22 protein-coding genes are annotated in these 24610 nt (G+C 63.3%); 6 read left to right on the top strand and 16 right to left on the bottom strand.

The features are described 5' to 3' along the window. Nucleotides 1–38: 38 nt before the first annotated feature. The 3 genes from BPSG_RS02285 to BPSG_RS02275 form a co-directional block, all read right to left on the bottom strand. A complete protein-coding gene (locus tag BPSG_RS02285) occupies nucleotides 39–908 on the bottom strand; it encodes a carbohydrate ABC transporter permease (RefSeq protein WP_026643486.1) in 870 nt (289 codons plus the stop codon). Nucleotide 909: 1 nt separating this feature from the next. Continuing rightward, nucleotides 910–1968 (bottom strand): carbohydrate ABC transporter permease, encoded by a 1059-nt coding sequence (locus BPSG_RS02280; RefSeq protein WP_026643488.1) that lies wholly within the window; start codon nucleotides 1966–1968, stop codon nucleotides 910–912. 104 nt (nucleotides 1969–2072) lie between these two features. Beyond that, complete coding sequence (locus tag BPSG_RS02275) at nucleotides 2073–3350, bottom strand: extracellular solute-binding protein (RefSeq protein ID WP_026643489.1); 1278 nt, start codon at nucleotides 3348–3350, stop codon at nucleotides 2073–2075. A gap of 332 nt (nucleotides 3351–3682) precedes the next feature. Here BPSG_RS02275 and BPSG_RS02270 point away from each other — a divergent pair, with 332 nt between their 5' ends. Both BPSG_RS02270 and BPSG_RS08615 read left to right on the top strand, forming a co-directional pair. Beyond that, entirely contained in the window at nucleotides 3683–4699 is a 1017-nt protein-coding gene (locus tag BPSG_RS02270; RefSeq protein ID WP_026643490.1) for a LacI family DNA-binding transcriptional regulator, read from the top strand. Further along, nucleotides 4699–4851, top strand: a complete 153-nt coding sequence (locus tag BPSG_RS08615) for a hypothetical protein (protein WP_155266373.1) — start codon at nucleotides 4699–4701, stop codon at nucleotides 4849–4851. The genes BPSG_RS02270 and BPSG_RS08615 overlap by 1 nt, the downstream gene beginning before the upstream one ends. A gap of 8 nt (nucleotides 4852–4859) precedes the next feature. On the opposite strand, the gene BPSG_RS02265 is transcribed toward BPSG_RS08615, so the two are convergent. From BPSG_RS02265 to BPSG_RS02245, 5 genes are all read right to left on the bottom strand, one after another. After that, nucleotides 4860–6542, bottom strand: coding sequence for a glycoside hydrolase family 43 protein (locus BPSG_RS02265; RefSeq protein WP_026643491.1), 1683 nt, complete (start codon nucleotides 6540–6542; stop codon nucleotides 4860–4862). Between the two features lie 425 nt (nucleotides 6543–6967). Beyond that, entirely contained in the window at nucleotides 6968–8317 is a 1350-nt protein-coding gene (gene xylA, locus BPSG_RS02260; protein WP_026643492.1) for a xylose isomerase, read from the bottom strand. 200 nt (nucleotides 8318–8517) lie between these two features. Continuing rightward, nucleotides 8518–9042: an NAD(P)H-dependent oxidoreductase gene (locus tag BPSG_RS02255; protein WP_022858502.1), complete on the bottom strand. Its 525-nt coding sequence runs from the start codon at nucleotides 9040–9042 to the stop codon at nucleotides 8518–8520. Between the two features lie 536 nt (nucleotides 9043–9578). After that, nucleotides 9579–10868 (bottom strand): IS607 family element RNA-guided endonuclease TnpB, encoded by a 1290-nt coding sequence (gene tnpB / locus BPSG_RS02250; protein ID WP_033502129.1) that lies wholly within the window; start codon nucleotides 10866–10868, stop codon nucleotides 9579–9581. After that, nucleotides 10861–11448 (bottom strand): IS607 family transposase, encoded by a 588-nt coding sequence (locus BPSG_RS02245; protein ID WP_033502147.1) that lies wholly within the window; start codon nucleotides 11446–11448, stop codon nucleotides 10861–10863. The genes tnpB and BPSG_RS02245 overlap by 8 nt, the downstream gene beginning before the upstream one ends. Before the next feature lie 112 nt (nucleotides 11449–11560). Here BPSG_RS02245 and BPSG_RS02240 point away from each other — a divergent pair, with 112 nt between their 5' ends. Both BPSG_RS02240 and BPSG_RS02235 read left to right on the top strand, forming a co-directional pair. Next, on the top strand, nucleotides 11561–12721 hold the full coding sequence (locus BPSG_RS02240; RefSeq protein WP_026644186.1) for a hypothetical protein: 1161 nt from the start codon (nucleotides 11561–11563) through the stop codon (nucleotides 12719–12721). A 115-nt stretch (nucleotides 12722–12836) separates the two neighbouring features. Continuing rightward, nucleotides 12837–14129, top strand: a complete 1293-nt coding sequence (locus tag BPSG_RS02235; protein ID WP_026644187.1) for an O-acetylhomoserine aminocarboxypropyltransferase/cysteine synthase family protein — start codon at nucleotides 12837–12839, stop codon at nucleotides 14127–14129. Between the two features lie 66 nt (nucleotides 14130–14195). On the opposite strand, the gene BPSG_RS02230 is transcribed toward BPSG_RS02235, so the two are convergent. Together BPSG_RS02230 and BPSG_RS02225 are read right to left on the bottom strand one after the other, a co-directional pair. Continuing rightward, nucleotides 14196–14519, bottom strand: coding sequence for a hypothetical protein (locus BPSG_RS02230; protein ID WP_026644188.1), 324 nt, complete (start codon nucleotides 14517–14519; stop codon nucleotides 14196–14198). After that, the gene (locus BPSG_RS02225; protein ID WP_152595140.1) at nucleotides 14513–14881 is read right to left on the bottom strand and encodes a hypothetical protein; all 369 of its coding nucleotides are present in this window, start codon (nucleotides 14879–14881) and stop codon (nucleotides 14513–14515) included. Before BPSG_RS02225 ends, BPSG_RS02230 begins: the two co-directional genes overlap by 7 nt. 349 nt (nucleotides 14882–15230) lie before the next feature. Between BPSG_RS02225 and ettA the strand changes: the two genes are divergently transcribed. Together ettA and BPSG_RS02215 are read left to right on the top strand one after the other, a co-directional pair. Next, complete coding sequence (ettA, locus tag BPSG_RS02220; RefSeq protein WP_026644190.1) at nucleotides 15231–16907, top strand: energy-dependent translational throttle protein EttA; 1677 nt, start codon at nucleotides 15231–15233, stop codon at nucleotides 16905–16907. Nucleotides 16908–17096: 189 nt separating this feature from the next. Further along, nucleotides 17097–18014: an acyl-CoA thioesterase gene (locus BPSG_RS02215; protein ID WP_026644191.1), complete on the top strand. Its 918-nt coding sequence runs from the start codon at nucleotides 17097–17099 to the stop codon at nucleotides 18012–18014. 31 nt (nucleotides 18015–18045) lie between these two features. Here BPSG_RS02215 and BPSG_RS02210 read toward each other — a convergent pair whose 3' ends face one another. From BPSG_RS02210 to dacB, 6 genes are all read right to left on the bottom strand, one after another. After that, on the bottom strand, nucleotides 18046–18561 hold the full coding sequence (locus BPSG_RS02210) for a DUF3180 domain-containing protein (protein WP_026644192.1): 516 nt from the start codon (nucleotides 18559–18561) through the stop codon (nucleotides 18046–18048). Beyond that, complete coding sequence (locus BPSG_RS08270; protein WP_051592139.1) at nucleotides 18562–19395, bottom strand: hypothetical protein; 834 nt, start codon at nucleotides 19393–19395, stop codon at nucleotides 18562–18564. A 121-nt stretch (nucleotides 19396–19516) separates the two neighbouring features. Continuing rightward, on the bottom strand, nucleotides 19517–21601 hold the full coding sequence (gene ftsH / locus BPSG_RS02200; RefSeq protein WP_022858495.1) for an ATP-dependent zinc metalloprotease FtsH: 2085 nt from the start codon (nucleotides 21599–21601) through the stop codon (nucleotides 19517–19519). Next, nucleotides 21598–22161: a hypoxanthine phosphoribosyltransferase gene (gene hpt / locus BPSG_RS02195; protein WP_022858494.1), complete on the bottom strand. Its 564-nt coding sequence runs from the start codon at nucleotides 22159–22161 to the stop codon at nucleotides 21598–21600. Before hpt ends, ftsH begins: the two co-directional genes overlap by 4 nt. Further along, nucleotides 22130–23248: a tRNA lysidine(34) synthetase TilS gene (tilS, locus tag BPSG_RS02190; protein ID WP_026644193.1), complete on the bottom strand. Its 1119-nt coding sequence runs from the start codon at nucleotides 23246–23248 to the stop codon at nucleotides 22130–22132. The genes hpt and tilS overlap by 32 nt, the downstream gene beginning before the upstream one ends. 7 nt (nucleotides 23249–23255) lie before the next feature. Next, nucleotides 23256–24578, bottom strand: a complete 1323-nt coding sequence (gene dacB, locus BPSG_RS02185) for a D-alanyl-D-alanine carboxypeptidase/D-alanyl-D-alanine endopeptidase (protein WP_051894172.1) — start codon at nucleotides 24576–24578, stop codon at nucleotides 23256–23258. Nucleotides 24579–24610 lie beyond the last annotated feature (32 nt).

The raw sequence follows: 24610 nt of genomic DNA, 5'->3' as shown, positions 1-24610 counted from the left end.
GGCCGCCGTGCTTCATGTGTTGCAGGCGGCGGGTCGGATCAGCCCTTGACCGCGCCTGTCAGGCCACCCACGATCTTCTTCTGGAAGATCGTGAAGCAGATGAGGGCCGGAAGCATGGCGAGCGAGGTGAACGCGAGGACTCTGGCCGTATCCACCGAGTGCTGGGAGCTGAACATCTGCACACCAAGCGGAAGCGTGTACTTGCTTTCATCACTCAGGACGAAGAGTGGAAGCATATAGCCGTTCCAGCTTCCCACGAAGGTGAGGATACCGGTCGTGGCAACGCCGGGCATCGACAGCGGGATGACCATGCGCCAGAAGAAGCCAAGGCGAGAGCAACCGTCCAGCAGGCACGCCTCCTCCAATTCCATCGGGATGGATTGCAGGAAGGGGACCAGGATGATGATGGTCTGCGGCAGACCGAATGCGATCTGTGGAAGGATGATGCCCGCAAGGGAATTCGACAGACCTAGGTTCCTGATCATCAGGTACAGCGGAGTGATGCCGACGGTCATCGGGAACATGAGGCCCGCTGAGAACAGCGCATACATCAGTGTCGAGTACCGGAACTTGTAGCGGGCGATGACGTAGCTGACCATGATGCCGAGGACGACGACGCCGATCATCGTGCAGATGCCCACAATCAGTGAGTTGACCAGCTCGGTCCAGAAGACGTCACTGGTGATGACTTCCTTGTAGTTGCTGATCACCCAGGGATTCGGCAGACCGGCAGGGTTGTTGGTGATCTGCGCGTTGGTGCGGAATCCGCCAAAGATGATGTAGAGCACCGGGACGACGCAGATCGCCACGAGCACAAGCGAGAAGAAATAGACTATCGGGTTGCCCCATGGGGTCTTTGATGACTTATGGAAACTGTTTTTCTTGGAATATGCCGTTGCAGCACTCATCTCACTTCACTCCTTCCATGGCGACCGCCAGGGCCTCATCCTCTGCGGTCTGCCTCTTCTTGCGCTTCTTGAACGCCTTCTTATCGGTCAAGGCGCCATCGAGATCACGGTTGAGCACAAAGTGCTGGTAGGTCAGCGCCACAATCAGCGAGATGACGAAAATGATGAGGGCGACGGCGGAGCCATATCCGTAGTTGCCTGCACCGCGTCCCTCACGGACCATGTAGGTGGCCATCGTGGAGACGCCGGCCGTCGTGGAAACGTACTGGCCCCAGATGATGTAGACCAAATCGAACAGCTGCAGCGAACCGATCATCGACAGGAAGACCCAGATGCGCAGCGTCGGGGCGAGCAACGGCAGTGTGATGCTCTTCTGGATCTGCCAGAACCCTGCACCGTCCACCTTTGCCGCTTCATACAGTTCCTCCGGAATCGACTGCATGCCTGCAAGCATGAGGATGACGGCGAATCCGATGTATTTCCAGCTGATGAGCAGCAGCAGCGTCCAGATCGCGACCTTGGGGTTGGCGAGCCAATCGACGCCATGCATGCCGAGTGATTCAAGGATCTGGTTGACCGCGCCCTTCTTCTGGAGCAGCAGGCTCCAGCCGGTGCCGACAATGACTTCCGAAACGACATACGGCACGAAGATGAGCGTACGGATCAGACCACGTCCCTTGAACTTCTGGTTGAGCAGGAGAGCGAAGAGGATGGCCAACGGACCCTGGATAACGAGGGATCCGATGACGATTTCAAAGGTATGCAGGATCGCCTGCTGGAAGTTCGGATCCTTCAACGCCACAATGTAGTTCTGCAGTCCGACGAACTTGCCGTTCTCGGACGGGGTACCAAAGCCCTTCCATTGGTAGAAACCGTAGTAGGCGCCCAAAATGATCGGAAGAATCACAAAGCAGCAGAAGAGGATGATCGCGGGTGCGGAAAGGATGAAAATTTCGAGATTTCTGCGCCCCTTGCCGTTAGAGGGTTTGCGTTCTCCGCCCCGCTTCTTCGTTTCGGCAACCGGTCGCCCGACTGCCACGGCATCATTCATTTCAGTCATGTCATCAATCCCATGTATCTAAGTTTCGTTGTACGTCATCCAAGGAAAAGGATGGCTGGACCATGTGGAACAGCCCAGCCATCCCGGACCTTGCTCAGACGCGATCAGCCCTTCTGGGCGGCGTCCTCCATCGCCTTGACGATGTCTTCGGGACTGCCCTGCCCCGACAGCATGTTCACCACAGCGGCATTCAACGCATTGCCGATGTTGGTGCCCAGAGCGGTATCCATCCACAGCTGCATGGACGGAGACTTGTCCAGATATTCGATGACTTGCTTGAGAGACTCATCGGTCACCACACCACGCGCGGGCTCGGAGGCAGGGATGGTGGAGAACGCCTTGGCGTAATCCTCTTGGTTCTTCTTCTCGCCCATGTAGTTGACGAAATCGATCGAGGTCTGCGAAGCCTTCGGGTTGACACAGAAGTAGGTCACGCCGCCCATGAGCGCACCGGGTTCACCTTCGCCACCGGCGACCTCGGGGAACGCGAAGAATCCAAGGTCAGCCATCGGCTTCTGGTCGGGGGTGAGGTCCTTGAGCACGCCCGGCTCCCAAGCGCCCATGAGCTCCATGGCCGCTTTATGGTTGGCGAGCAGGCCCGCAGAGGAGTTGGCGCCCTGCTGTGCGGTCGTGGTCAGGAAGCCGTCGTTGAAGACCTTCAGGTCGTTGAGCTCCTGCAGCTTCTTGCCGGCGTTGACCCAGCACTCGTTCGAGAAGTCGTGGTTCTGGACGCTCTTGTCGTAGACTTCAGAAGAGCACTCGCGCAGGACCAACCAGTAATACCAATGCGCCGCGGGCCAGGCGTCCTTGGCGCCGAGTGCGATGGCATCGGTGCCGCTGTCCTTGAGCTTCTTCGCGTCCGCGAGCAGGTCCTCGTAGGTCGCCGGCACATCAGAAACGCCCGCCTTCTTGAACAGATCCTTGGAATACCACATGCCGCCCGGTTCCACGCTGACCGGGACGCCGTAGACCTTGCCGTCGAACGTGGCAGCGGAAAGGGTCGTCTTCATATCGGTCTTCACCGTGTCCGAAATCTTATCGGTCAGGTCCATGACCTGGCCGGCGTCGATCATCTCCTGGGTCTTAGCGCCACCAAGCGACATGAAGACATCCGGACCGGATGCGGGATCCTGCATGGCGGTCTGCAGTTTGCCGGCGAAGTCCTCGTTCTGAATGGCCTGGACCTCCACCTTGGTTCCGGGGTTGGCCGATTCGAAGGACTTTGCCAGATTCTCCCAGTACTGGCGCCCCTCACCGGCGGAAGCATTGTGCCAGAACGTGATGGTCTTGTCATCGGACGACGCCCCCGACCCGCCACATGCGCTCATGCCGATTACGGTCGCAACGGCCAGTGTTGCTGCTGCAAGCGTCTTGAGTTTCATAGTTCCTCCTTGATCTTTGTCCACGCTGACATTGACGTGGAGCCGTCCTCGCTGACGCGCATTGCCAGAAGAGCAATGCATCCGAGCTTCTACGAAGCCTCCGGTACAACATTGAGAACTTCCGAAAACTTACGTTGTTTTCGTTAGAAACTATCGTAAACCTACTTTGTCAATCAGTCAAACAAAGTGTGTTTTCGGCGTTTCGCGCAATTCTATATACATTTGCTCGCCATTTTCACAACAAGCGTCTCATTTCGTTTGCGAAGACACGAAACTTTCGTTATCATGGCAGATAGTATCGCACCCATTCATTGGCGGCAAAGGAGCCCCATATGCCGGAATCCAAAGTCAGATTGGCGGACATCGCAAAACACACCGGCTACTCGTTGGCAACCGTCTCCAAGGCACTCAACGGAAGGTCCGACATCTCCGACGAAGCCCGCACAGCCATCGATCAGGCACTCAAGGCCTCGGGCTACCAGCGCCGCGGCCAGAAAGCGGCCGGCCAACGGTACATCGAAGTGGTCTTTCAGGACCTCGACACAATCTGGGCTCTCGAAGTGCTGCGCGGCGTGCTGCGTGAGACAAGGCACTCGCCCGACATCAGCGTCATTACAACGGAAAGTGGCACCCGCCAACACCCCGACGACGACTGGATCACCGGCATGCTGAGGCGCAGGCCATTCGGCGTCATCTTCATCTTCGCCAATCTCACCGAAAAAGAAAAAACCAAATTGCAGGCCAACGGCATCCCCTATGTCATCTTCGACCCTTCGGGCGAGCCGTCGAACGATGATTTCTCCGTGCAGGCGGACAACTGGGCCGGCGGCGTGCTCGCGACTCGGCATCTGCTCGCCCTGGGGCACACGCGCATCGGCATCATCACCGGCCCCGAAGAGATGATGTGCTCGCGTGCGCGGCTCGACGGCTACACGTCGGCGCTCGCCGAACAGGGCATCGCGCTGGATCCCGAGCTGGTGACCGAAGGCGATTTCACGACCGAAGGCGGCTACGCGCAGGCGATGGCGTTGCTGGAGAACCCGAACCGCCCCACCGCGATTTTCGCCGGCAGCGACCTGCAGGCGATGGGCGTCTATGAGGCCGCCCGGCAGAACCGGCTGCGCATCCCCGAAGACCTTTCGGTTGTCGGTTTCGACGACGTGCAGACCTCCGCGTTCCTGGGTCCGGCGCTCACCACGGTGCGCCAGCCATTGCACGACATGGCGGCGGTCTCGACGCGCATGCTCATCGACACGGCGGAGGGGCGCCCCACGCAACACCATGTGATCCTCCCGACGACGCTCGTCGTGCGCGGCAGCACGGCCCGCTTGGCGTCGGAGGCGCGCTGATGGCGGCCCAGCGCGCCTCCGACATCGGCATGGTATGCGGACTGCTCATACCGGTGCTCGGCAATTTCGCGATGCTGCTGCGCAAACGGCAGCGGCTGGTGCACGGCGAGCCGGACAAGGCCACCGCAACAGCGGCCCAACCATCCGCTTAGGTCGCCGCCTACGCGTCACAACCGACGAGGCACCCCACGAAACCGCCGGACCATTCGGTGCTCAGCGGCGCCACGTCGATCACCTCGACGGCCGGCGCCGTCCATGCCTGTTCCGCGGACTGCGCCACGACCACACGCACCATGCCTTTGTCGAAGACGAGCATAACCGATCCCGGCTCCCCCTCGGGGATCGGCACCATGCCCTCCCTGCGCTCCGTCCCCTCGCCGAGCGCCCACTGCACCGACGCCCCATCGGTCGCCACGCTCAGTGTATGGCGGCCGTCCTGCCGGATGCGCACCGTGCCACGCGGCGGGCACAGCACCACGCACCTGTCTTCCGGCATACGCCGGTACACCGTGCCATCCGCGCGCACGGCCGCGCCTTCGCCATCGCCGACGGCAAAAGGCACGCGTGCATCGACGACCGCCTGCGATTCGCACGGCCCGATGCACATGTCGAGCAGGGTCCCGTCCGCCGCATCGATGCGCAATGTCTGCGCCAGACGCCCCGCTCCCCCGGCGAGCACCGGCCATCCTGGGTCATCGGACTCCCCTTGCGCGGGCCCATTGGATTCCAGCGACCATTGCGCCGGATCATGCTGCCAGTCGACAGGCGCCACAAAAGTCTCCCGGCCCAGGAAACTGAGCGCCCCATGGCCCGCGGTGGGGGTTTCGCGCGAGCCCAGGCACGCGACCCACCAGCCGAGCCGTGGATGGTGCAGCAGATCGGCGTGGCCCACGCACTGCACGCGCTCTTCCAAACCCAGATGCCGGTGCGTCAGGAACGGGTTCTTCTTGCAGGGATGGAACAGGCGTGCATACCGCCCCACAACCGACCGTTCGTCGGCACGCGGCGCGCGCGGCTCGGTTCCGTCCTCGTGCGCCTGGAACTGCAGGGCTTCGACCGACGGCCCGAGCCCGTCGGGGGCCCATGCGCGCATGGTCATCTCGCTGTGGTCGAAGCTTGTGCCGCCTTCCGCGGTCATCAGATACACCCAATCGCCGATGCGGTACAGGTGTGGTCCTTCGGCCCACACCGCCTCCACGCCATATCCCGTCCAGAGGACCGTCTTGCCATAGTCGCCGTCTGCGTCATGCGACGCGCACAGCCGCCACGTCTCCGGGTCAATCCGCTGGGTCCACACCTCGGTCTGCCCTTCCCAGCGCGGGCGTACGGCCGGCCTTGTCTGCGTCCAGTACACGGAGCCGTCAAGGTCCTCGAAGATGTCTGGATCGATACCCTCGGCGCCCTCGATCCAGTACGGGCCGCGCCATGGCCCCTCAAGCGCATCGGCTTCGATGATGAAGTTGCCTTGGCTTGCACGGGCCCCCTCGATCGACTCCGGGTCGACCTCAGCTGCGGCGGCCGCATCCAGATCGATGCGGGCGACCGTGCATGCGATCACGTACTTCCCGCGGATCATGCGCAATGTCGGCGCATACAATCCCCCAGAATCAAGCACGAAGGGGATCAGCAGCCGTTGCGCCATCGCCTCGTCGACGGCGTTCCCCGCAAGCTCCCAGTTCGCGATATCGTCTGAAACGTGGATCGGCAGCCCCGGCACCAGTTCGAACGAGGAATTCACCAAGGCCACGCGCTCCCCGAGCTCGTCCCACATCCAGCTTGGGTCGGGGTACATACCCCGCAGCACGGGGTTGGTGATGTCCATGGTCGCGGTCGTTGCGGTCATCGCGGTCCTCCATATCGGTAGTGGTCGGTCATAACAGTACATTCGGTTCAGCAGCATGGCCGGAGGGTATAAGGGCGGTTCGGCGGTGCGCCATGCGCCTTGCGCAAGCAATGGGCGAACACACCGTCATGCCCGCCCGTATGGAAAAAGCCCATGGGCCTCCGGGAACCGCCGTGCTCCCCGCGCGCGGTGTGTTTGATGGGAAGGATGCGCGCGGAGCGTATGGGTGCACGGTGTGGCCCGGTGGCCCTTGGGCCTGCATCGCGCCTGCAGAGGAAAGGAAAGAACAGGCGGCGATTCATTGGAAGGAAGGAAAGAGTTACTGGCGGCATATGCCATACAGCGTGCACTGCATATGCCACGCGCCGCAGAGGTTGGATGGACGGTCCGGCCGCCCATGCGGCAGGTGGCCGGACCGTGCGGCGTCAGGCGTTGGCCAGGGCGTCGATGATGTAGTTGTTGATGGTCGCCTTCACGTCCTCGAGGTGATCGGGGTGCGTGGATGCGATGATCTCGGACTGCGGCATGTCGATGGCGTAGTCATTGAGCGACTCGAGGGTGGCGGTGCCGTCGTCGATCGACTTGCCGATGCCCGAATCGTAGGAGCCGTAACGGTTGGCCACAAGGTCCTCGATGTACTTGTCCTGATGCATCTTGTCCGCCACGAGCAGGCCGGCGGCGAACGTGTCCATGCCGGCGATGTGCGCGCGGAACAGGTCTTCGGCGCTGAACGAGGTGCGGCGCGGCTTGGCGTCGAAGTTGAGGCCGCCGTGAGGGCCGATCTGACCTTCGTCGAGCACTTCCCACATCACGGAGGTGGTCTCGTACAGGTTGGTCGGGAACTCATCGAGGTCCCAGCCGAGCAGCATGTCGCCCTGGTTGGCGTCGAGCGAACCGAGCACGCCGTTGTCGCGGGCGACGCGAATCTCGTGCTGGTAGGTGTGGCCTGCGAGGTTGGCGTGGTTGCCTTCGAGGTTGAGCTTGAAGACGTCGATCAGGTCATAGGCGCGCAGGAAATTGCATGCCGTGGCCGCGTCGAAGTCGTACTGGTGCGTCGTCGGTTCCTTGGCCTTCGGCTCGATGAGGAACTGGGCGTCCATGCCGATCTGCTTGGCGTAGTCGGCGCACATGTGGAAGAACTTCGCCATGTGCTCCTGCTCACGCTTCATGTCGGTGACCCACAGGTTCTCGTAGCCTTCGCGGCCGCCCCAGAACACGTAGTTCTCGGCGCCCAGGCGCTTGCCGATCTCGAGGGAGTGCTTGAGCTGCGCCGCGGCATAGGCGTAGACGTCGGCGAACGGCGAGGTGGAGGCGCCCGCCACGAAGCGCGGGTTGGTGAAGAGCGACGAGGTGTTCCACAGCAGCTTCACGCCGGTGGACTGCATGTTCTCTTCGATCTTGTCGACCACGCGGTCGAGGTTGGCGTTCGTCTCGCGCAGCGTATCGCCTTCCGGGGCGATGTCGCGGTCATGGAAGCAGAAGTACTCGGCGCCGAGCTTGGTGAAGAACTCGAACGCGTAGTCCACCTTGGCGAGCGCGTTGTCCATCGGGTCGGAGTACTTGCCGTCCCACGGGCGCTGGGCGGTGCCATCGCCGAAGGGGTCGGTGAGCGGCGCGTCGAAGGTGTGCCACCATGCCACACCGAAGCGCAGCCAGTCCTTCATCTTCTTGCCGGCGACCACTTTGTCGGCGTCATAATACTGGAAGCCGAGCCCCTCGACCGGGCCGTTGCCGCGGCCGACGTACTCGATCTTGTCGATATCCCACAGTCCCATGGATCACTCCTTTGTTGATCGTGCGTTGTGACGAACTATTGTTCATTCGTCTTACAAAGAGAGTGTAAACGACGCATAGGCGCTTTGTCAAATCGTCTAACTATAAAACCGTCAATGGCGTGTCGCGTTGCAATGATTGGGTTTTACGGCCATTGTGGCATGCCAGGCGCAATCATTCCATATGCGCACGGCACGGATTGCTAGTGCAGGCGGGCCACGTACTCCTGTGCCACGGCGGCGAGCGCGCCGTCGTCGAGGTCGGGCGCATAGGCGCCGTGCACAATGAACGGTTCCTCGAACTCCAGACCCAGATACTGCGCCATGATGCGGTACGGCAGCAGCAGTTCGCTCATGGCGGCGTGGTGCTTGCCCTCGACCGAATAGGTGTCTTTGAGGCCACCGGTGCTGACCGCGAGCATCATGCGCTTGCCGGCGATGCGCGCGTCCGGCCCATATGCCCAACCGGAGCTGAGCACCTCATCCTCCCACTGCTTCATCAGCGCGGGCGCGCTGTACCAGTAGAACGGGAACTGGAACACCAGGCGGTCCGCGCCATCGGCCACACGTTGCTCCTCTTCCACATTGATATGGAAATCCGGGTACAGCGCATACATGTCACGCACCACCAGGTCGAGCTCCGGTTCGTTCTGCGCGCGCTCCATGAGCGCCGCGTTGATGCGCGAGCGCGCGATGTTCGGATGGAACACCATCACCGATGTCTTCATTGATCACTCCTGTCCGGGTTGGCGCGAGGCGTGGATGGCCCGCACCGCTACTGTTCACACTACCGCCCGCCCTCCGCGCCGCGTCCGGCGGCGCTACGCGCATCGCTGAAAGCGGTGGAAAACGTGAACAAGCACACAACCCCGCAGTCCGGTTTTGTTACGATGTGGCCCACATCGCCGAGCACGCCCATGGCCGAACGGCCGACCACAAGCAAGGGGGATTGATGAGCGGGCCAAACACCAACTCACCACACCGGTACCAGCAGCATGCACGACCGCAAGCACCCCAACCGACGCAGCAGCCGCATCCCGGCCCGACGCCGGTCGCCTTCCCCACAGGCCCCACTGCGCAGACACCCGCCGCGCAAACACCCGACACAACGCCGTACGGGGCCCCACCACAAAGGTCACCACACTCTCCCCACACGCCGGTCTACCCCGCGCCAGCCATCGGCACGATGCCAGGCGCGCATCCCCGCGCACACAATCCGTTCACCTCCGGCACCCCATACCAGACCACGCCGTACCGTTGCAAGCTAGTCTGTTGTAGTTTGCACAGTCTCGTTGCCGAGGCTGGCTCCAAGTCTCATGCCATTGTTGTGGCTGCTTGGTTCACGTTTCGCCGGGGTCTGCGCGGCCGGCTTACGCCGGTCGTGTCTTACGTCCCCTCCGCGTGCGTTTAATGTCTCCTCGGCACTCGGGGCGACGATTCGCTTCTCGATGTTGATGGCCGCGTTCAGATCGCGGTCAATCCTGAATCCGCAGGCATCGCAATGGTACGTGCGCTCATTGAGGGACAGTTTGGCTTTCACCGTCCCGCAGTTCGAGCACGTCTTACTTGATGGATACCAACGGTTGATCACATGGACGCGTGCGCCCGTGCGCATGCTTTTGTACACCAGCTGTCGGCGCAGTTCGGCGAACCCGCAATCAGCCACGGCTCGGGCGAGCCTGTGGTTCTTGACCATGCCGGCCACGTTCAAATCTTCGATGGCGATGTCAGTGTAGGTACGGGTCAACCGGTCCGTGAGTTTGTCGAGCCCGTCTCGTCGTTGATCGGCGATGCGTGCGTGGATGCGTTGCACACGGGTTCTGGCTTTCCACCAACGGTTCGAGCCTTCCCTGCGTCGGCTCAGGACGCGTTGCGCATGGGCGAGTCGGCGAAGGCTCCCGCTCATATGACGAGGATTCGGCACCACCGTGCCGTCGGAGAGTGCGGCGAGGGCCTTGACGCCCAAGTCCACACCGACACCGCCACCTCTAGGTGCAGCGGGTGCGGTCGGGGTGTCGCGTTCGACGGTCAGCGACGCATACCAGCGTCCCGCCCGTTTGGATACGCTCATGCGCACCACTTTCGCGTCCCCGACGCGCCTGGCGATATCCTCCATGCAGTGCACACGGCCGACGCGGGGCAGTTTCAACCGTTTCGGATCGCCCTCGACAAGGCCGAACGATCCGGTCGTGTACGCGAACCGCGGCGTGCCGCGACGCTTCGACCGGTATTTGGGCCAGCCCATGCGCCTGCCCTTGCGCCTGCCGGTCTTCGCGTCGAAGAAGTTCCGCAACGCGGCCGCCAATGATTCGAACGCGCTGTTGTATGCCTCCTTGCTGTACTCGCCCCACCACGGCGCGATCTCGGTTTTCCACTCGTTCCACCAACGCCGCTGCGCGTACATCGACCAATCCGCCTTCTCACCGCGCGCCAACTGGGACTGCACATGTGAAAGCATGAGATTATAGGCGAAGCGCGCCGCGCTCGCGTGCCCCTCCAGCAACCGCTCCTGCCGTGGCGTGGGGTCGAGCGCCACTTTCACCGCCTCAAGCATGTTCGACCGCCTTCAACGCGGCCTTCGCTTTGTTGCTCGCAGCCCTGCGTCCGTACAGGCGCGCACACAACGAGGTGAGCACCTCGGTCATATCCCGCACCAAATCATCGTTGAGTTCCGTGTCATCCACGACGATAAGTTTACGGTTTTGCGCCTTGAGGGCGCTTTCGACCAGTCCCGCGTTCATGCGGGCGAGCCTGTCCCGGTGCTCCACGATTATCACGCCCACCGTCGGGTCGGCCAGCAGACGGTTGAGCTTGCGCCGTTTGTCGTTCATACCCGAACCGGTCTCCGTGACGACCTCGGGAGCTTCCACGCCCATGCTGAGCGCGAACGCCTTGAGCCGGTCGGTCTGACGCTGCAAGTCAGCCTTCCGGTCGGCTGACGAGACGCGCGCATAACAGACGGTGCGCGACTGCTTGGCATCCGACGGCGCGGGTGTTTCGTACTTGGGGTCATGAACGAGCCACATGCCAGACGGCGTGCGTTCGACAGGAACGGGCATCTTTCCGGTGCGGCACCACTTCCACACGGTCTGCGGGTGCAGGTGCTCGCGCTCAGCCCATTCCTTCACTAACATGCAGTATAGCATAGCATATTAAAATATATTAGAGCAAATCGTTTAGGAAACAGCTAACAACCCCACATGGGGAGCGAACAGCAGGCCAGGCTACCCCATGGGGCCCAGCACCATGGATCCCCGCGCCGCCGGTGCGCCGACCGTGGCGCGCAAGCACACCGGCGCCGTGGTGATCGGCGTCATCGCCGGCGTTATGGTGCTGCTCCTTGTCTTCTTCGGCATCGGCACGGTCGTCTCCTCGGCCGGGCGCGCGGCGCACCAGACGATGGACACGGACGACTACGACCAGAGCGCGCTCGAGGACCTGCGCGCACGCGGCTACGAGCCGGAGGACTACCTCAACGACGACGGCACGGTGAAGGACCAGAAGGTCTACCGGTTCTCCGAAGCCGACAGCTATACGCAATACAAGCAGTTGCTCGAGGGCAAATCCAGCGAATACAACAGCAAATCCCCCGACGACGCAATCAAGCTGCTGCCCGAACTGAGCGACCGGGGCGTGGAGTATTACGGCGCATGGCTCAAATACCTCCTCACTGCCGAACAGGAGCTCGAAGCCTCCGGCGAGCGCACCACAACCGACCCCAACGAGATCGACATCTATTACAACGCACAGACCACCGCACTCAACGAATTGGAACAGAAGTTCCTGCACGGCGAAGACCTTGGCATCCACGCCACGCTGCGGGATTCCGAGGGCAATGTGCGCGACCTGTACACGGGGGCCTTCGACCTCAAGTCTTCCCAGCCGGACATCCCCACGCTCACCGCGGACTGGGAGCAGAAGATCAAGGCCGTACCGATTGCGATGGGATCCGATGGCACCTACCTCGCCGCCGGCGAACAGCTCATCGCCTCGGTGGGGCTGAGCCCGACCTACGACTTCAAGTCGGTCTACGACCACTGCTCCGGCTCCACGCGCCTTGCCGACGAGACCACATTGGGCGCGTTCTGCTCCGCCACCCCGAACCTCATCTACATCAACCAGAACTCCCGCAACTGGACGTACGACGTGACAGGATCGTACTACCCGAACGCCGTGAAACACGAACTGGCGCACGCGATGATCTACCGCATCTGCGGCACCACTGCGCCTGCACTACGCGTGGATCACGAGGCGCTCACCAACAGCTACGCCACCCTGTACTTCGGCGCGGAACGCGACGTGCTGAACTCGGGCGTGCAAAACGCGCCATGGTATACGATGACCGACGCCTCCGACACCGCCGCGCAGCTCGTGCACGACGGCCACTGCAGCATCTCGGCGGACTGACCCGCCGCACTATGCGGACATGCACGCCGGCGGCATGCCTGTGTGTGGTGTAATACCACACACAGGCATCCACGCCGCCCGCGCATGGGCGGCCGACCGTTGAGGAGACGAATCCATGAGCGAACATGTTGACACCATCTGCGTGCAGGGCGGCTACCAGCCGGGCAACGGCGAATCGCGCACGCCGCCGATCATCCAGGCGACGACGTTCAAATACACCTCGAGCGAGCAGATGAGCCGACTCTTCGACCTTTCCGAAAGCGGTTACTTCTACACGCGCCTGCAGAACCCCACGAACGACACCGTGGCCGCCAAGATCTGCGAGATGGAAGGCGGCGTCGCGGCCATGCTCACCTCGTCCGGCCAGGCGGCCAACTTCTTCGCGCTGTTCAACATCTGCAACGAAGGCGACCACATCGTCGCCTCGAGCGCGATCTACGGCGGCACGTTCAACCTCATCAACGTGACGATGCGCAAGATGGGCGTCACCTGCACCTTTGTGAGCCCCGACTGTTCCGAAGAGGAGCTCGAGGCGGCGTTCCAGCCGAACACGAAGGCCGTGTTCGGTGAATCGATCGCCAATCCCGCGCTCATCGTGCTCGACTTCGAGAAGTTCGCCGAGGCCGCGCACCGCCACGGCGTGCCGCTCATCGTGGACAACACGTTCCCCACGCCGATCAACTGTCGCCCGATTGAATTCGGCGTGGACATCGTGACGCACGCCACCACCAAGTACATGGACGGCCATGGCTCATGCGTGGGCGGCGCGATCGTGGACTCCGGCAACTTCGACTGGATGGCGCACGCCGAGAAGTTCCCGGGGTTGACGACCCCCGACGATTCGTACCACGGCGTGGTGTACGCCAAGGACTTCGGCAAGGCCGCGTTCATCACCAAGGCCACCGCGCAGCTCATGCGCGACTTCGGCTCCACCCCGGCGCCGATCAACTCGTGGATCATGGGCATGCACCTTGAATCCCTGGGCGTGCGCATGGAGCGCCACTGCGCGAACGCACTGGCCGTGGCCGAGTTCCTCGAGGCCGATCCGCGCATCTCGTGGGTCAGCTTCCCTGGCCTGCCGGATGACCGCTACCATGCGCTCGCCGAAAAGTACATGCCCAACGGCACGTGCGGTGTGATCGCGTTCGGCGTGCCCGGCGGCCGCAAGAAGGTCTCGGCGTTCCTCGACCACCTCAAGATGATCTCGATCGCCACGCACGTGGCCGACGCGCGCAGCTGTGTGCTGTACCCGGCGGGCACGACGCACCGCCAGCTGACCGAACAGCAGCTCGAAGAGGCGGGCGTCGGCATCGACCTGGTGCGTCTGAGCTGCGGCATCGAAAACGCCGCGGACATCATCGCGGACGTCAAACAGGCGCTCGATGCCGTACTCCCCTCCAACAACTAGCTCCTATCCGGATGATGGATGGTCTCTGTGATGGTTCCCATCGCGAGAGCCATCCATCTCCGCCCCCTATCCGAATAGCTTCCATTCCGGCGGTTTGCATTCTTGGACATCCATGGCCTCATGATTGTTCGCCAGACACGTGGCCGCATCAACGTCGCTGTAATCAAAACTGAAATGCCCGTGCGTCTCGGCGATGGTGGGGGCACGTCCCATACGGCGATCATTCCAGTATTTGTCGAATCTGCAGTTCTCCTCATCGTATTCCTTCGCAGTGTATGAGGCCTTCACCAGATTGTTGCGATGCAGGCAATCCACCACACCCTCCGACGGATTCCTGTACAGTGCTGGATTCGAATGCTGGCGTTGATATACCTCGTTCACGTTCAGCATCTCCGATATGCCACATGCCATGTCATCCTCACGCAGTTTTCCACCCGCGCCTCCTGCCCTTCAACAGATGCCATTGACCACTGTGCTTGGTAGAACTCACCGACCTTCATAATCGGCGGCGAAGCATACCCTTTGTTGACAATGCATTGACGGTAGCTCGCCCATGCCTGCTCGTAGTCGGCCCGGCTAACCCTTCCCCCGGCTGCCAGTGCTCGTTTCAGGATGGCCACCTGATACTCACTCATGGGCGTACCGTCCATCTGCCCGTCAAGGTTCTTCTGATTCAGGTCCAGTAACAACTGCACATGGTCCGACATGGACGATGCAATGCGCTGTCCTTCCACGCCGTTGTCCGAATCCATCCCACTGGAGCACACCCAGCAAGCAGTCCGCAGGCAAGACAAACAACCATGCCTATTGCGCCTAACCGAGCAAGAAATACACGAGCCAATCCCACACCTTCCGTGCTCCGATAATCATCGTAAGTATTCCGAATCTGAAGCATATCCATGTTACCGCTGAGACATTGGCATAAACAACGCCATCGGGCTACAGCGGCGCGCTGATTCGACTCGACGTTAGACTGCGCTTATGTCCGGGATACGTCTTTGAGTGCGATGGTGGACGCTGTAGACCTCTTTTGGAATAATGGGCGATGCATGTATGCCCGCTTCCATGTAGGAAGCAATCCAACAGAGAACGGAACCAACTTTGGCTGAGTTTATCTATCAGATGATCAACGCCCGTAAGGCTTACGGAGACCGCGTGATTCTCGACAACGTCACGCTGAGCTTCCTGCCGGGCGCGAAAATCGGTGTGGTCGGCCCCAACGGCATGGGCAAGTCCACACTGCTCAAAATCATGGCGGGCCTCGACACCGTCAGCAACGGCGAGGCGACGCTGACCCCGGGCTTCTCCGTGGGCATCCTGCAGCAGGAGCCGCCGCTCGACGACGACAAGACCGTGGGCGAGAACATCAAGATGGCGTTCGGCGACGTCGCGCAGAAGGTCGCGCGCTTCAACGAGATCGGCGAGGAGATGGCGAACCCCGACGCCGACTTCGACGCACTGATGGACGAGATGGGCAAGTTGCAGACCGAGATCGACGCCGCCAACGGCTGGGACCTCGACTCGCAGCTCGAGCAGGCGATGGACGCGCTGCAGTGCCCTGACCCCGACACCCCAGTCTCCGTGTGCTCGGGTGGCGAACGCCGCCGTGTGGCGCTGTGCAAGCTGCTGCTTGAGGCCCCCGACCTGCTGCTGCTCGACGAGCCCACCAACCACTTGGACGCCGAATCGATCCTGTGGCTCGAAAAGTTCCTGCACCAGTACCCCGGCGCCGTGATCGCCGTGACCCACGACCGCTACTTCATGGACAACGTGGCGGAGTGGATCTGCGAGGTGGACCGCGGCCAGCTCTACCCGTACAAGGGCAACTACACCACGTACCTGGAGACGAAGGCGAAGCGTATGGAGATCCAGGGCGCCAAGGACGCCAAGCTCGCCAAGCGCCTCAAGAACGAGCTCGACTGGGTGCGCTCGTCGCCCAAGGCCCGCCAGGCCAAGAACAAGGCCCGTCTGGAACGCTACGACCAGATGGAGCAGGAGGCACGCAACTCCAAGAAGCTCGACTTCTCCGAGATCCAGATTCCGCCGGGACCGCGCCTGGGCTCCACGGTGCTCGAGGCCGAACACATCCACAAGGCCTTCGGCGACCGCGTGCTCATCGACGACCTAAGCTTCACGCTGCCGCGCAACGGCATCGTGGGCGTGATCGGCCCCAACGGCGTGGGCAAGTCCACGCTGTTCAAGACAATCGTGGGCCTCGAACCGCTCACAAGCGGCGACCTCAAGATTGGCGAGACGGTCAAGATCAGCTACGTGGACCAGAACCGCGCCGGCCTTGACCCCAACAAGAACCTGTGGGAAGCGGTCTCCGACGGCAACGACTTCATCGAGGTCGGCGGCGTGGAGGTGCCGACGCGCGCCTATGTGGCGAGCTTCGGCTTCAAGGGCTCCGACCAGCAGAAGCTCACGGGCGTGCTGTCCGGCGGCGAGCGCAACCGCCTCAATCTGGCGCTGACCCTGAAGCAGGGCGGCAACCTGCTGCTGCTCGACGAGCCGACGAACGACCTGGACGTGGAAACGCTCGAATCGCTCGAGAACGCACTGATCGAGTTCCCCGGCTGCGCCGTGGTGATCTCGCACGACCGTTGGTTCCTCGACCGCATCGCCACGCACATCCTCGCGTGGGAAGGCGACGACGAGAACCCGGCGCGCTGGTACTGGTTCGAAGGCAACTTCCAGTCGTACCAGGAAAACAAGATCGCGCGCTTGGGTGAGGACGCGGCCCGCCCGCACCGCCTGCACCGCAAGCTCACACGCTGACCGCACGCGCAAGGCATTGCCAACACCTTGATGTGGCGCACCGCTGCCCAGTGGTGCGCCACATCGCGTTGTGCCGTGTTTCAGCTGAGCGTAACATTCCGCGCATTGTTCTTAACGCCGACCCGTTAGACTGCCAAACAGCAACCCGCACTACGACCCTGTGCTTGGATTCGAAAGGACCTGCCCGCCATGACCACCGAGACCGGAACCCCGCTGCAACGCCTGATCAGTGTGTTGAGCCTTGGTTCGCCTTCCGTATACCGCGACCACACTTACATCAACGGCGAAAGCATGTACTTCCCCACCGGCCGCGTCTACGGCGGGCAGGTGATCGCGCAATCCCTCATCGCCGCGGCGAAGACGGTGGCCCCCGACCGTGAGCCTCATTCGATCCACGGGTATTTCATCGCGCCGGGAGACATCCATCAGGACCTGCTGTTCGACGTGGAGACGCTGCGCGACGGCCATTCGTTCTCCTCGCGCCGCGTCAACGTGACCCAATCGCAAGGCTCCATCCTCACCGCGATTGCGAGTTTCCAGGCCAAGGGGCAGGAAGGCGTGGAGTATGCCGACCCCATGCCCACGGATGTGCCCGACCCCGAATCGCTCAAGAGCTCCAAGGAACTCATGGAGCCGTTCGCGGACAAATCGAGCTTCGCCAAGTACTACGCATACAACTCGCCGTTTGACATCCGGTACGTGTCACAGCCGATCCTGCTCGGTCCGGACAAGCGCAGCCACGAGGAGGACAGTGGCAAGCAGCTTGTGTGGATGCGCGCCGATGGCTCTTGCGAGGTCTCGCAGACGATGCACCGCGCCATGCTCGCGCTCGGCTGTGACCAGATCATGCTGGAGCCGATCCTGCGCCGCACCGGCCTGACGGTGATGACCCCCGGCATCTCGTTCGCGTCCATCGACCACTCCATGTGGTGGTACCGCGACGTGGATGTGACGCAATGGCATTTGTATGTGCAGGACACGCCGACCGCGGGTCATGGCCGCGGGCTTTCGACCGCCAAGGTCTACCGGCAGGACGGCACGCTTGTGGCCGCGATTGTGCAGGAGGCGATGGTGCGCGTGCCGCAGCCTGACCCCAACCAGGACTGAGCGGACCTGACCGCGGTACCCGCGGCGCCGGCTATGCGATCCCCTGCTGTTGGCGCCGTTCCTTCATCTTGGGGTGTTCCGGCCCTTCGGTGGGCGGCAACTGGCACAAGCCTTCGCTCACAATGCCGATGATCATGTCGAACAGGCTCGCCGCCGCCGCGAATGCGCATTGGATGGCGATTGTACGGTAGTAAGTGGCGTCGAGGTGCCCGAGCGTCATGATGATCTCACCGCCATACCAGCCGAGCAGCAGCGCGCCGGCGATCGCCAATGTCTTCGCGAAGACGAGCGTATAGACGGCCCGCTGCGGGTCGATGCGCTTCATGCCCACGCGTTTGCGCGGTTCGGTCGTGGCGTAACAGTGCACTTGCCACGCGCAATACAGCACGATGAACGCGATGATGACCATGATGACCGGCACGGGCCACGGCGCCCCGGTCAGTGAGATGGTCATGTGCGATTCGATGACGGCGATGCCGATGCCGGCGAGCAGGCCCAGAATGATCGCCAGTGCGTATTCCCACCAGCGTGTACGTTGTGCGTTCATTTATTCGCCTCCGATAATCCAATGGTCGGACTCTATACCGACGAATGGGGCATCGGGCGCCGAAGCCAGCAGGAACGCGAGCGGATCGCCTTGCAGCGTGGCCTGCGGGTCCATGTCCATCCACGGGGCGAGCACGGCGGCGCGGTGCTGTGCGTCGCCCGTGTCGAGCGCCGCGCGCTCCTCGTCGCCGATGCCGCTCATCTGCACGACGTGGCATGTGACGGCGCCCTCGTGCGCGGCGTGCAGCGCGGTGAGCGCGCGTTCGAGCTGGGCCGCGCTCATCGTGGTCTGCAACGCGACGACGGCGCTACGGCCGGCGCTCCCGTCGGCGTGGGTCACAGCGTAGAGCGGCGAGATGCCTTCGACTTGGTTGCCCGGTATGCCGTCGAGCGCCACGATCATCGTGCGGAACACGTCGGCGGCGTTCGGCACACGGCTTTCGAGCGAGATGACGGCCGCATGGCTCGCCGTGCGCACCGGGAGCGTGGCGTCGTCGGCCGGCTGCACGTCGGTGTCGGTCACGTGCACATTCCACTCCACGCCGGCATATGCGGGAGTTTCGCCATCCCCCGCCACGCGCAGCGTCACCTGCACATCCGCGCTTTCGGTAAGCTGCGCCATGCGCACCGCCACCGCATGCGCGATGCGCGCGGCGGGTTCACCTGATTCCTGCTGCACGCATGCCACAACGGCGCCAAGCAGCTCATCAACCGGGGCACTACGCTGCGGTTGCGCGCAGCACACGTCCACATGCACTGCCCGTTCCCCCGGCATCTGCGCCACGCGCGCATGCTCTACGCGCACGCCGCGCAATGCCACCGAATTCGTCTCCATGTTCACTCCCTGTGTACACCTGTATGTCTGGGACCACCCCGATCTCGCACCGTATCGCAACGGGCCCGGCCGCGTGATGCGGCCGGGCCCGTTGCGATACGGTTGCGGCTCTGCGTGCCCACTACTGCTGCGGCAGACCCGCCGACCGCTTGAGCGACTCGGGGATCGGCACCGGCGGCTTGTCCGAATCGGGGCGGTTCGGATTGCTCAGCCAGACCTCGCGCTGCGGGGCCTTCTTGATGTTCGCGAAGATCTCCTTGAGCTCCTTTTCGTTGAGCGTCTGCTTCACGAGCAGCTGGCGCACCAGCTCGTCGAGGATCTCGCGGTTGTCCATGATGATCTGCCACGCCTCGGTGTGCGCGGTCTCCACGAAGCTCATCACCTGCTCGTCGATCATCTGGGCCGTGGCATCGGAGTATTCGCGCGGGCGCAGGCCGTCGAGGCCCTGCTCGTCGTCGCTGTCGATCCACTTGATCGCACCCAGCTGGTCGGTGAATCCGAACTCGCCGACCATGCGGCGTGCGATCTTGGTGGCCTTCTCGATGTCGTTCGACGCGCCGGTGGAGGGGTCGTGGAACACGATCTCCTCGGCGGTGCGGCCGCCCATAGCGTAGGCCATCTGGTCGAGCAGCTCGTTGCGGGACTGCGAATAGCGGTCCTCGGTGGGCATGACCGCCGTGTAACCGAGTGCGCGGCCGCGCGGCAGGATCGTGACCTTCGTCACCGGGTCGGTGTTGTTGAGCGCCGCGGCCACAAGCGCGTGGCCGCCTTCGTGGTACGCGGTGTTGCGCAGCTCGTCGAGCGCCATGCCCTTCGAACGGCGGCGCGGGCCGGACATCACGCGGTCGATCGCCTCGTCGATCGCGCGGTTGTCGATGAGCTGGGCGCCGACGCGGGCGCACAGCAACGCCGCTTCGTTGAGCACATTCGCCAGGTCGGCGCCGGTGAAGCCCGGCGTGCGCACGGCGATCGCGTGCAGGTCGATGTCGGGCACGAACGGCTTGCCCTTGGCGTGCACCTTGAGGATCTCCTCACGGCCTTCCAGATCAGGCGCCTCCACCGCCACCTGGCGGTCGAATCGGCCCGGGCGCAGCAGCGCGGGGTCGAGCACGTCGGGGCGGTTCGTGGCGGCGATGATGATCAGGTTCGTGTCGTTGTTGAAGCCGTCCATCTCCACGAGCAGCTGGTTGAGCGTCTGCTCGCGTTCGTCGTGGCCGCCGCCCATGCCGGAGCCGCGCTTGCGGCCCACGGCGTCGATCTCGTCGATGAAGATGATCGCCGGCGCGTTCTTCTTCGCCTCGTCGAACAGGTCTCGCACACGCGAGGCGCCGAGGCCGACGAACATCTCGACGAAGTCGGAGCCTGCCATCGAGTAGAACGGCACGCCCGCCTCGCCGGCGATGGCGCGCGCAAGCAGCGTCTTGCCGGTGCCGGGAGGACCGTAGAGCAGCACGCCGCGCGGGATGCGCGCGCCGAGCGCCTTGTACTTCGACGGATCCTGCAGGAAGTCCTTGATCTCCTCGACCTCCTGCACGGCGGCTTCCTCACCGGCCACGTCGGAGAACTTCGTCTTGGGGATCTGGCCGTCGGACAGCTTGCCGGCGTTCTTCTTGCCGCCCATGCCCAGCATGCCGCTGCCGCTGCCCATGCGGCTCATGAGGAACCAGAAGAGCGCGAGGATGATGATGAACGGCAGGATCGAGGTGAGCATGTAGGTCCACATGCTCGTCTCTTTCATCGAGGCGGTCCACCCGTTCTTCGGGTTCGCCTTCTCCACGGCCTTGACCACCTGCGCGCTTTGGGCGTACGTGTAGTAGAACTGCACGTCCTTGCCGTAGTTGCGTTCCTTGCCGGTCTCGGGGTCGGTCTTCTTGTAGTCGCTGTTCAGCTCAAGCTGCACCTGGCGCGTGTTGTCGACGATGTTGGCGAACTTCACGTCGGAGGCCTGGCTCGTCAGGATGTCCATGCCGTCTTTGGTGTCGATCGTCTGCGGACCCCTGCCGCTGAGCATTTGGAACAGCAGCACGACCATCAGCACGATGATGATGCCCCACAGCCACGGCGAGCGCATCACGCCCTTGGGGCCGCCGGGGCCGGCATTCTGGTTGCGCCGGTTGCTCTGGTCGGGATTGTTCCCGTTGCCGCGCGGACTGAATGGGTTACCCCCATTGCCGCGCGGGCTTTGTGGTCCTTGCGGAACGCTCATGCAAGCTCTCCTTCATACACTTCGGGTTTGAGGACTGCGATGGAATCCAGGTTCCGGTATTCCTCGTCAAAATCGAGTCCGAATCCCACTACAAACTCGTCGGGAATCACAAATCCCTTATACTTCACATCCAATTGCACCTGATGGCGAGCGGGTTTCTCCAGCAGCGCGAAAATCTCCACAGAAGCCGCACCGCGGCGCTTCAATTCGTTGACGAGCCACGACAACGTGACACCTGAATCGACGATGTCTTCGACGATGAGCACATCGCGGCCACGCACGTCGGTCGACAGGTCCTGCCGCACGGTGACCTTGCCGCTCGTGGAGGTTCCGGAACCGTAGCTCGACAAGCTCATGAAGTCCATCTCGAGCGGGATGGACATGGCCTGCGAGAATGCGGTGAGGGTGTTCACCGCACCTTTGAGCACGCAGACGAGCAGGGGCACCCGGCCCGCATAATCCTCACTTGCCTGCTGTGCCGCCTCGCTGATCTTCTCCATAATCTGATCATGGCTCAGCAGCTCATGGTCAATCTTGTCTTGAATGTCGACGATTCGCATGCGTTACATCTTCGCACACCCGAATGACGTGTTTCTTGCGGTTTGCTGAGTGTTTACTGGGAAGCTGCACCGGCCCTTGGCCGTGCCATTGCGAGATGAGCGCTTCAACCGCATCCACATGCGCGGTGCCGCTGCCGGGCGCGCAGATCGCGAGCACGCGCGCGATCACCCGAAAGCGCAAGGCCTGCGGTTGTGTGGCGAGGCGCGTGGCGTCAATGCGCGCCTCGCATGAGACGCCCCGCCGCTCGAGCCGCACGCATTCGTCGAATACACGGCTTGTGCACTCGTCGAGCCACTCCACGTCACGACGGGCGACGCGCGCGCCTTGCGCGAGGCGCTCCGCCATATCGCGCCCAGCGAATTCGTTGAGGAACGGCAGCAGTGTGTGCCGCACGCGCGAACGGAGCGGATAGTCTGCCGAGAGTGGCTCGTCGGGCGCGAACGCATCGCCGTTCGTCGGGTCGTCCCACCACTCGAGGCCCAAATCCATGCAGATCGCGGTCGTCTGCGTGCGCGAGACCGCGAGCAGCGGGCGCACGAACCGCACACCATGCACGGTCTGCCGTGCCGGCATGCCGGCGACGGCGTCGACGCCACCGGCGCGGATCAGTCCGATCAGCACGCCTTCGGCTTGGTCGTCGCGCGTGTGCGCGAGCAGCACGGCCGCCGCGTCGAGCTCGCGGGCGGCTGTGGCGAGCGCCTCATAGCGCGCCTCACGCGCCGCCGCTTCCGCCCCCTCACCGCCGACGCGCACATGCACTGTGCGCACGAGCACCGGCGCGAGGCCCAGCTGTTCGCATTGTGCGGCCGCGCGCTGTGCCACAACCGCGGAACCGGGTTGCATGCCGTGATCGACGATGACCGCGCCGCACCGCATGCCCCATGCCGAAGCCACGGTATGCGCCACGGCGGCGAGCGCAAGCGAATCGCGGCCGCCGGAGCACGCCACGAGCACAAGCGGGGCGTGCGGGTCCACGCTGTGCACGCCGTGGTGAGCGAACCGGCTGTCCGCCAAGCCGAACCCGGCGCCCGCGAGCTGTTCGCGCACGGCGCCGATCGCCTGTTTCATCGCTGCGGAATACGCCATCGGCGCCTCACAATGCGGCGAGCCCGGCGATGAACGTGTCGATCGCCTCGCGCGCCTTGCCGATGTCGGTGGGGTTGTTGACGATGACGGCGAACGCGAGCGCACCGCCGTCGATGCGCGAGATGTTGCCGGCCATGGAGGTGACTTCGCCGAGCGAGCCTGTTTTGACGCGCATCAGGCCGGCGGCGTCGTCTTTGGCGAGACGCCCGACGGCGGTGCCGACAAGCCCGGGCACGGAGAGGCCCTCGGCGGCGGCCACCGCCCCGCCGGCGGTGAAGTTGCGCTGCTGCACATCCACGAGCGTCGTCACGGTGACGCGCGAACCGGGTGAGAGCCCCGAACAATCGGCCATGTGCAGGCCTTCGGTCGGCACGCCGAGCTCGCGCAGTTCGGCGGTGACCGCATCGACCGCGCCCTGCGGCGAGTTCTGCGCGTGTGTGCGCAACGCGAGCAGACGGCCGAATTCCTCGGCGAGTGTGTTGTCGGAGTGCTGCAGCATGAAGCCCATGACCGCGCTCAGCGGCGCGGAGTGCACAGCGGCGAGCGCGGTGCGGTCGGCCGGCGCCTGCATGGCCTTCGGCGTCGTGTTCGTGACGATGATGCCGTGCTCGGCGAGCAACGCGGCGAAGCGCGCCGCCACGTCTTGCGCGGTCGTCTGCGACAGTTCGGGGTAGTCCGCGAACCGGTCGGGGTCCACGGTTGTGGCGCGCAGACGGCCACCGTCAATCGCCATCGACGAGACGGGTGTGTAATAGAGGTTGCCGGAGTTGTTCTGCGCGATGTCCGGCGGCGTGCGGTCGGTGCCGAACAGCGTGTCGTCGTAGGCGAGCGTGATCGACGAGATGCCACGCTGTTCGAGCGCGCGGGCCGTCTCGTTGGCGAGTGTGGCCAGCCCGGCGCGGCCGTTGACGTGGTGCGGGTCGCTTTCGCCGGCGCCGAGCAGCATGTCGCCGTCGCCTTTGAGGATCACCGTGTCGGCGCCGTTGGCCTGTTGCACGAACAACGTCTGCGTGGTGAACGTGGCGCCCATGTCGAGCACGGAGGCGGCGGCGAGCGCGGTCAGCGTTTTGAGTGTGGACGCGGGCTCGCGAGGCGTCGATTCGCCATGTGCGGCCACCACGGTGCCGTTCGGGTCGATCACGGCGGCGGAGATGTCCTTGCCCACGCCGGGCGCGCGCCGCAGCGCGTCGACGAGCGCGGCGACGCGTTTGGCGTCCACGGTGCGCGTCAGGTCGGCGGCCGGGGTGATCGTGCCGCCTTCGAGCACTGTGGCGCTTGTGTGAACTTCGGATTGTGCGACTTCCCGCAAGGTAAGCGGGCCCGGGATCATATCGGTCAGGTCGCCGGCCACGGCACCGGCGG

It is taken from the genome of Bifidobacterium pseudolongum subsp. globosum (genome assembly GCF_000741295.1).
In the GTDB taxonomy this organism is placed as follows: domain Bacteria; phylum Actinomycetota; class Actinomycetes; order Actinomycetales; family Bifidobacteriaceae; genus Bifidobacterium; species Bifidobacterium globosum.
Note: the sequence above shows the minus strand (reverse complement) of the source record. Positions and strands in the feature narration are given on the sequence as shown.

Bases quoted from the DNA above. Each gene is read 5' to 3' on its own strand.
- ftsH (WP_022858495.1), bottom strand. From the start codon at position 21,601: ATGAGCGTTCCGCAAGGACCACAAAGCCCGCGCGGCAATGGGGGTAAC.
- BPSG_RS08615 (WP_155266373.1), top strand. From the start codon at position 4,699: ATGGCGGCCCAGCGCGCCTCCGACATCGGCATGGTATGCGGACTGCTC.
- BPSG_RS02215 (WP_026644191.1), top strand. From the start codon at position 17,097: ATGACCACCGAGACCGGAACCCCGCTGCAACGCCTGATCAGTGTGTTG.
- BPSG_RS02255 (WP_022858502.1), bottom strand. From the start codon at position 9,042: ATGAAGACATCGGTGATGGTGTTCCATCCGAACATCGCGCGCTCGCGC.
- BPSG_RS02245 (WP_033502147.1), bottom strand. From the start codon at position 11,448: ATGTTAGTGAAGGAATGGGCTGAGCGCGAGCACCTGCACCCGCAGACC.
- BPSG_RS02225 (WP_152595140.1), bottom strand. From the start codon at position 14,881: ATGGATTCGGACAACGGCGTGGAAGGACAGCGCATTGCATCGTCCATG.
- tilS (WP_026644193.1), bottom strand. From the start codon at position 23,248: ATGGCGTATTCCGCAGCGATGAAACAGGCGATCGGCGCCGTGCGCGAA.
- BPSG_RS02230 (WP_026644188.1), bottom strand. From the start codon at position 14,519: ATGCTGAACGTGAACGAGGTATATCAACGCCAGCATTCGAATCCAGCA.
- BPSG_RS02270 (WP_026643490.1), top strand. From the start codon at position 3,683: ATGCCGGAATCCAAAGTCAGATTGGCGGACATCGCAAAACACACCGGC.
- tnpB (WP_033502129.1), bottom strand. From the start codon at position 10,868: ATGCTTGAGGCGGTGAAAGTGGCGCTCGACCCCACGCCACGGCAGGAG.
- BPSG_RS02210 (WP_026644192.1), bottom strand. From the start codon at position 18,561: ATGAACGCACAACGTACACGCTGGTGGGAATACGCACTGGCGATCATT.
- BPSG_RS02275 (WP_026643489.1), bottom strand. From the start codon at position 3,350: ATGAAACTCAAGACGCTTGCAGCAGCAACACTGGCCGTTGCGACCGTA.
- BPSG_RS08270 (WP_051592139.1), bottom strand. From the start codon at position 19,395: ATGGAGACGAATTCGGTGGCATTGCGCGGCGTGCGCGTAGAGCATGCG.
- BPSG_RS02265 (WP_026643491.1), bottom strand. From the start codon at position 6,542: ATGACCGCAACGACCGCGACCATGGACATCACCAACCCCGTGCTGCGG.
- xylA (WP_026643492.1), bottom strand. From the start codon at position 8,317: ATGGGACTGTGGGATATCGACAAGATCGAGTACGTCGGCCGCGGCAAC.
- BPSG_RS02285 (WP_026643486.1), bottom strand. From the start codon at position 908: ATGAGTGCTGCAACGGCATATTCCAAGAAAAACAGTTTCCATAAGTCA.
- BPSG_RS02240 (WP_026644186.1), top strand. From the start codon at position 11,561: ATGGATCCCCGCGCCGCCGGTGCGCCGACCGTGGCGCGCAAGCACACC.
- hpt (WP_022858494.1), bottom strand. From the start codon at position 22,161: ATGCGAATCGTCGACATTCAAGACAAGATTGACCATGAGCTGCTGAGC.
- dacB (WP_051894172.1), bottom strand. From the start codon at position 24,578: ATGATCCCGGGCCCGCTTACCTTGCGGGAAGTCGCACAATCCGAAGTT.
- BPSG_RS02280 (WP_026643488.1), bottom strand. From the start codon at position 1,968: ATGACTGAAATGAATGATGCCGTGGCAGTCGGGCGACCGGTTGCCGAA.
- BPSG_RS02235 (WP_026644187.1), top strand. From the start codon at position 12,837: ATGAGCGAACATGTTGACACCATCTGCGTGCAGGGCGGCTACCAGCCG.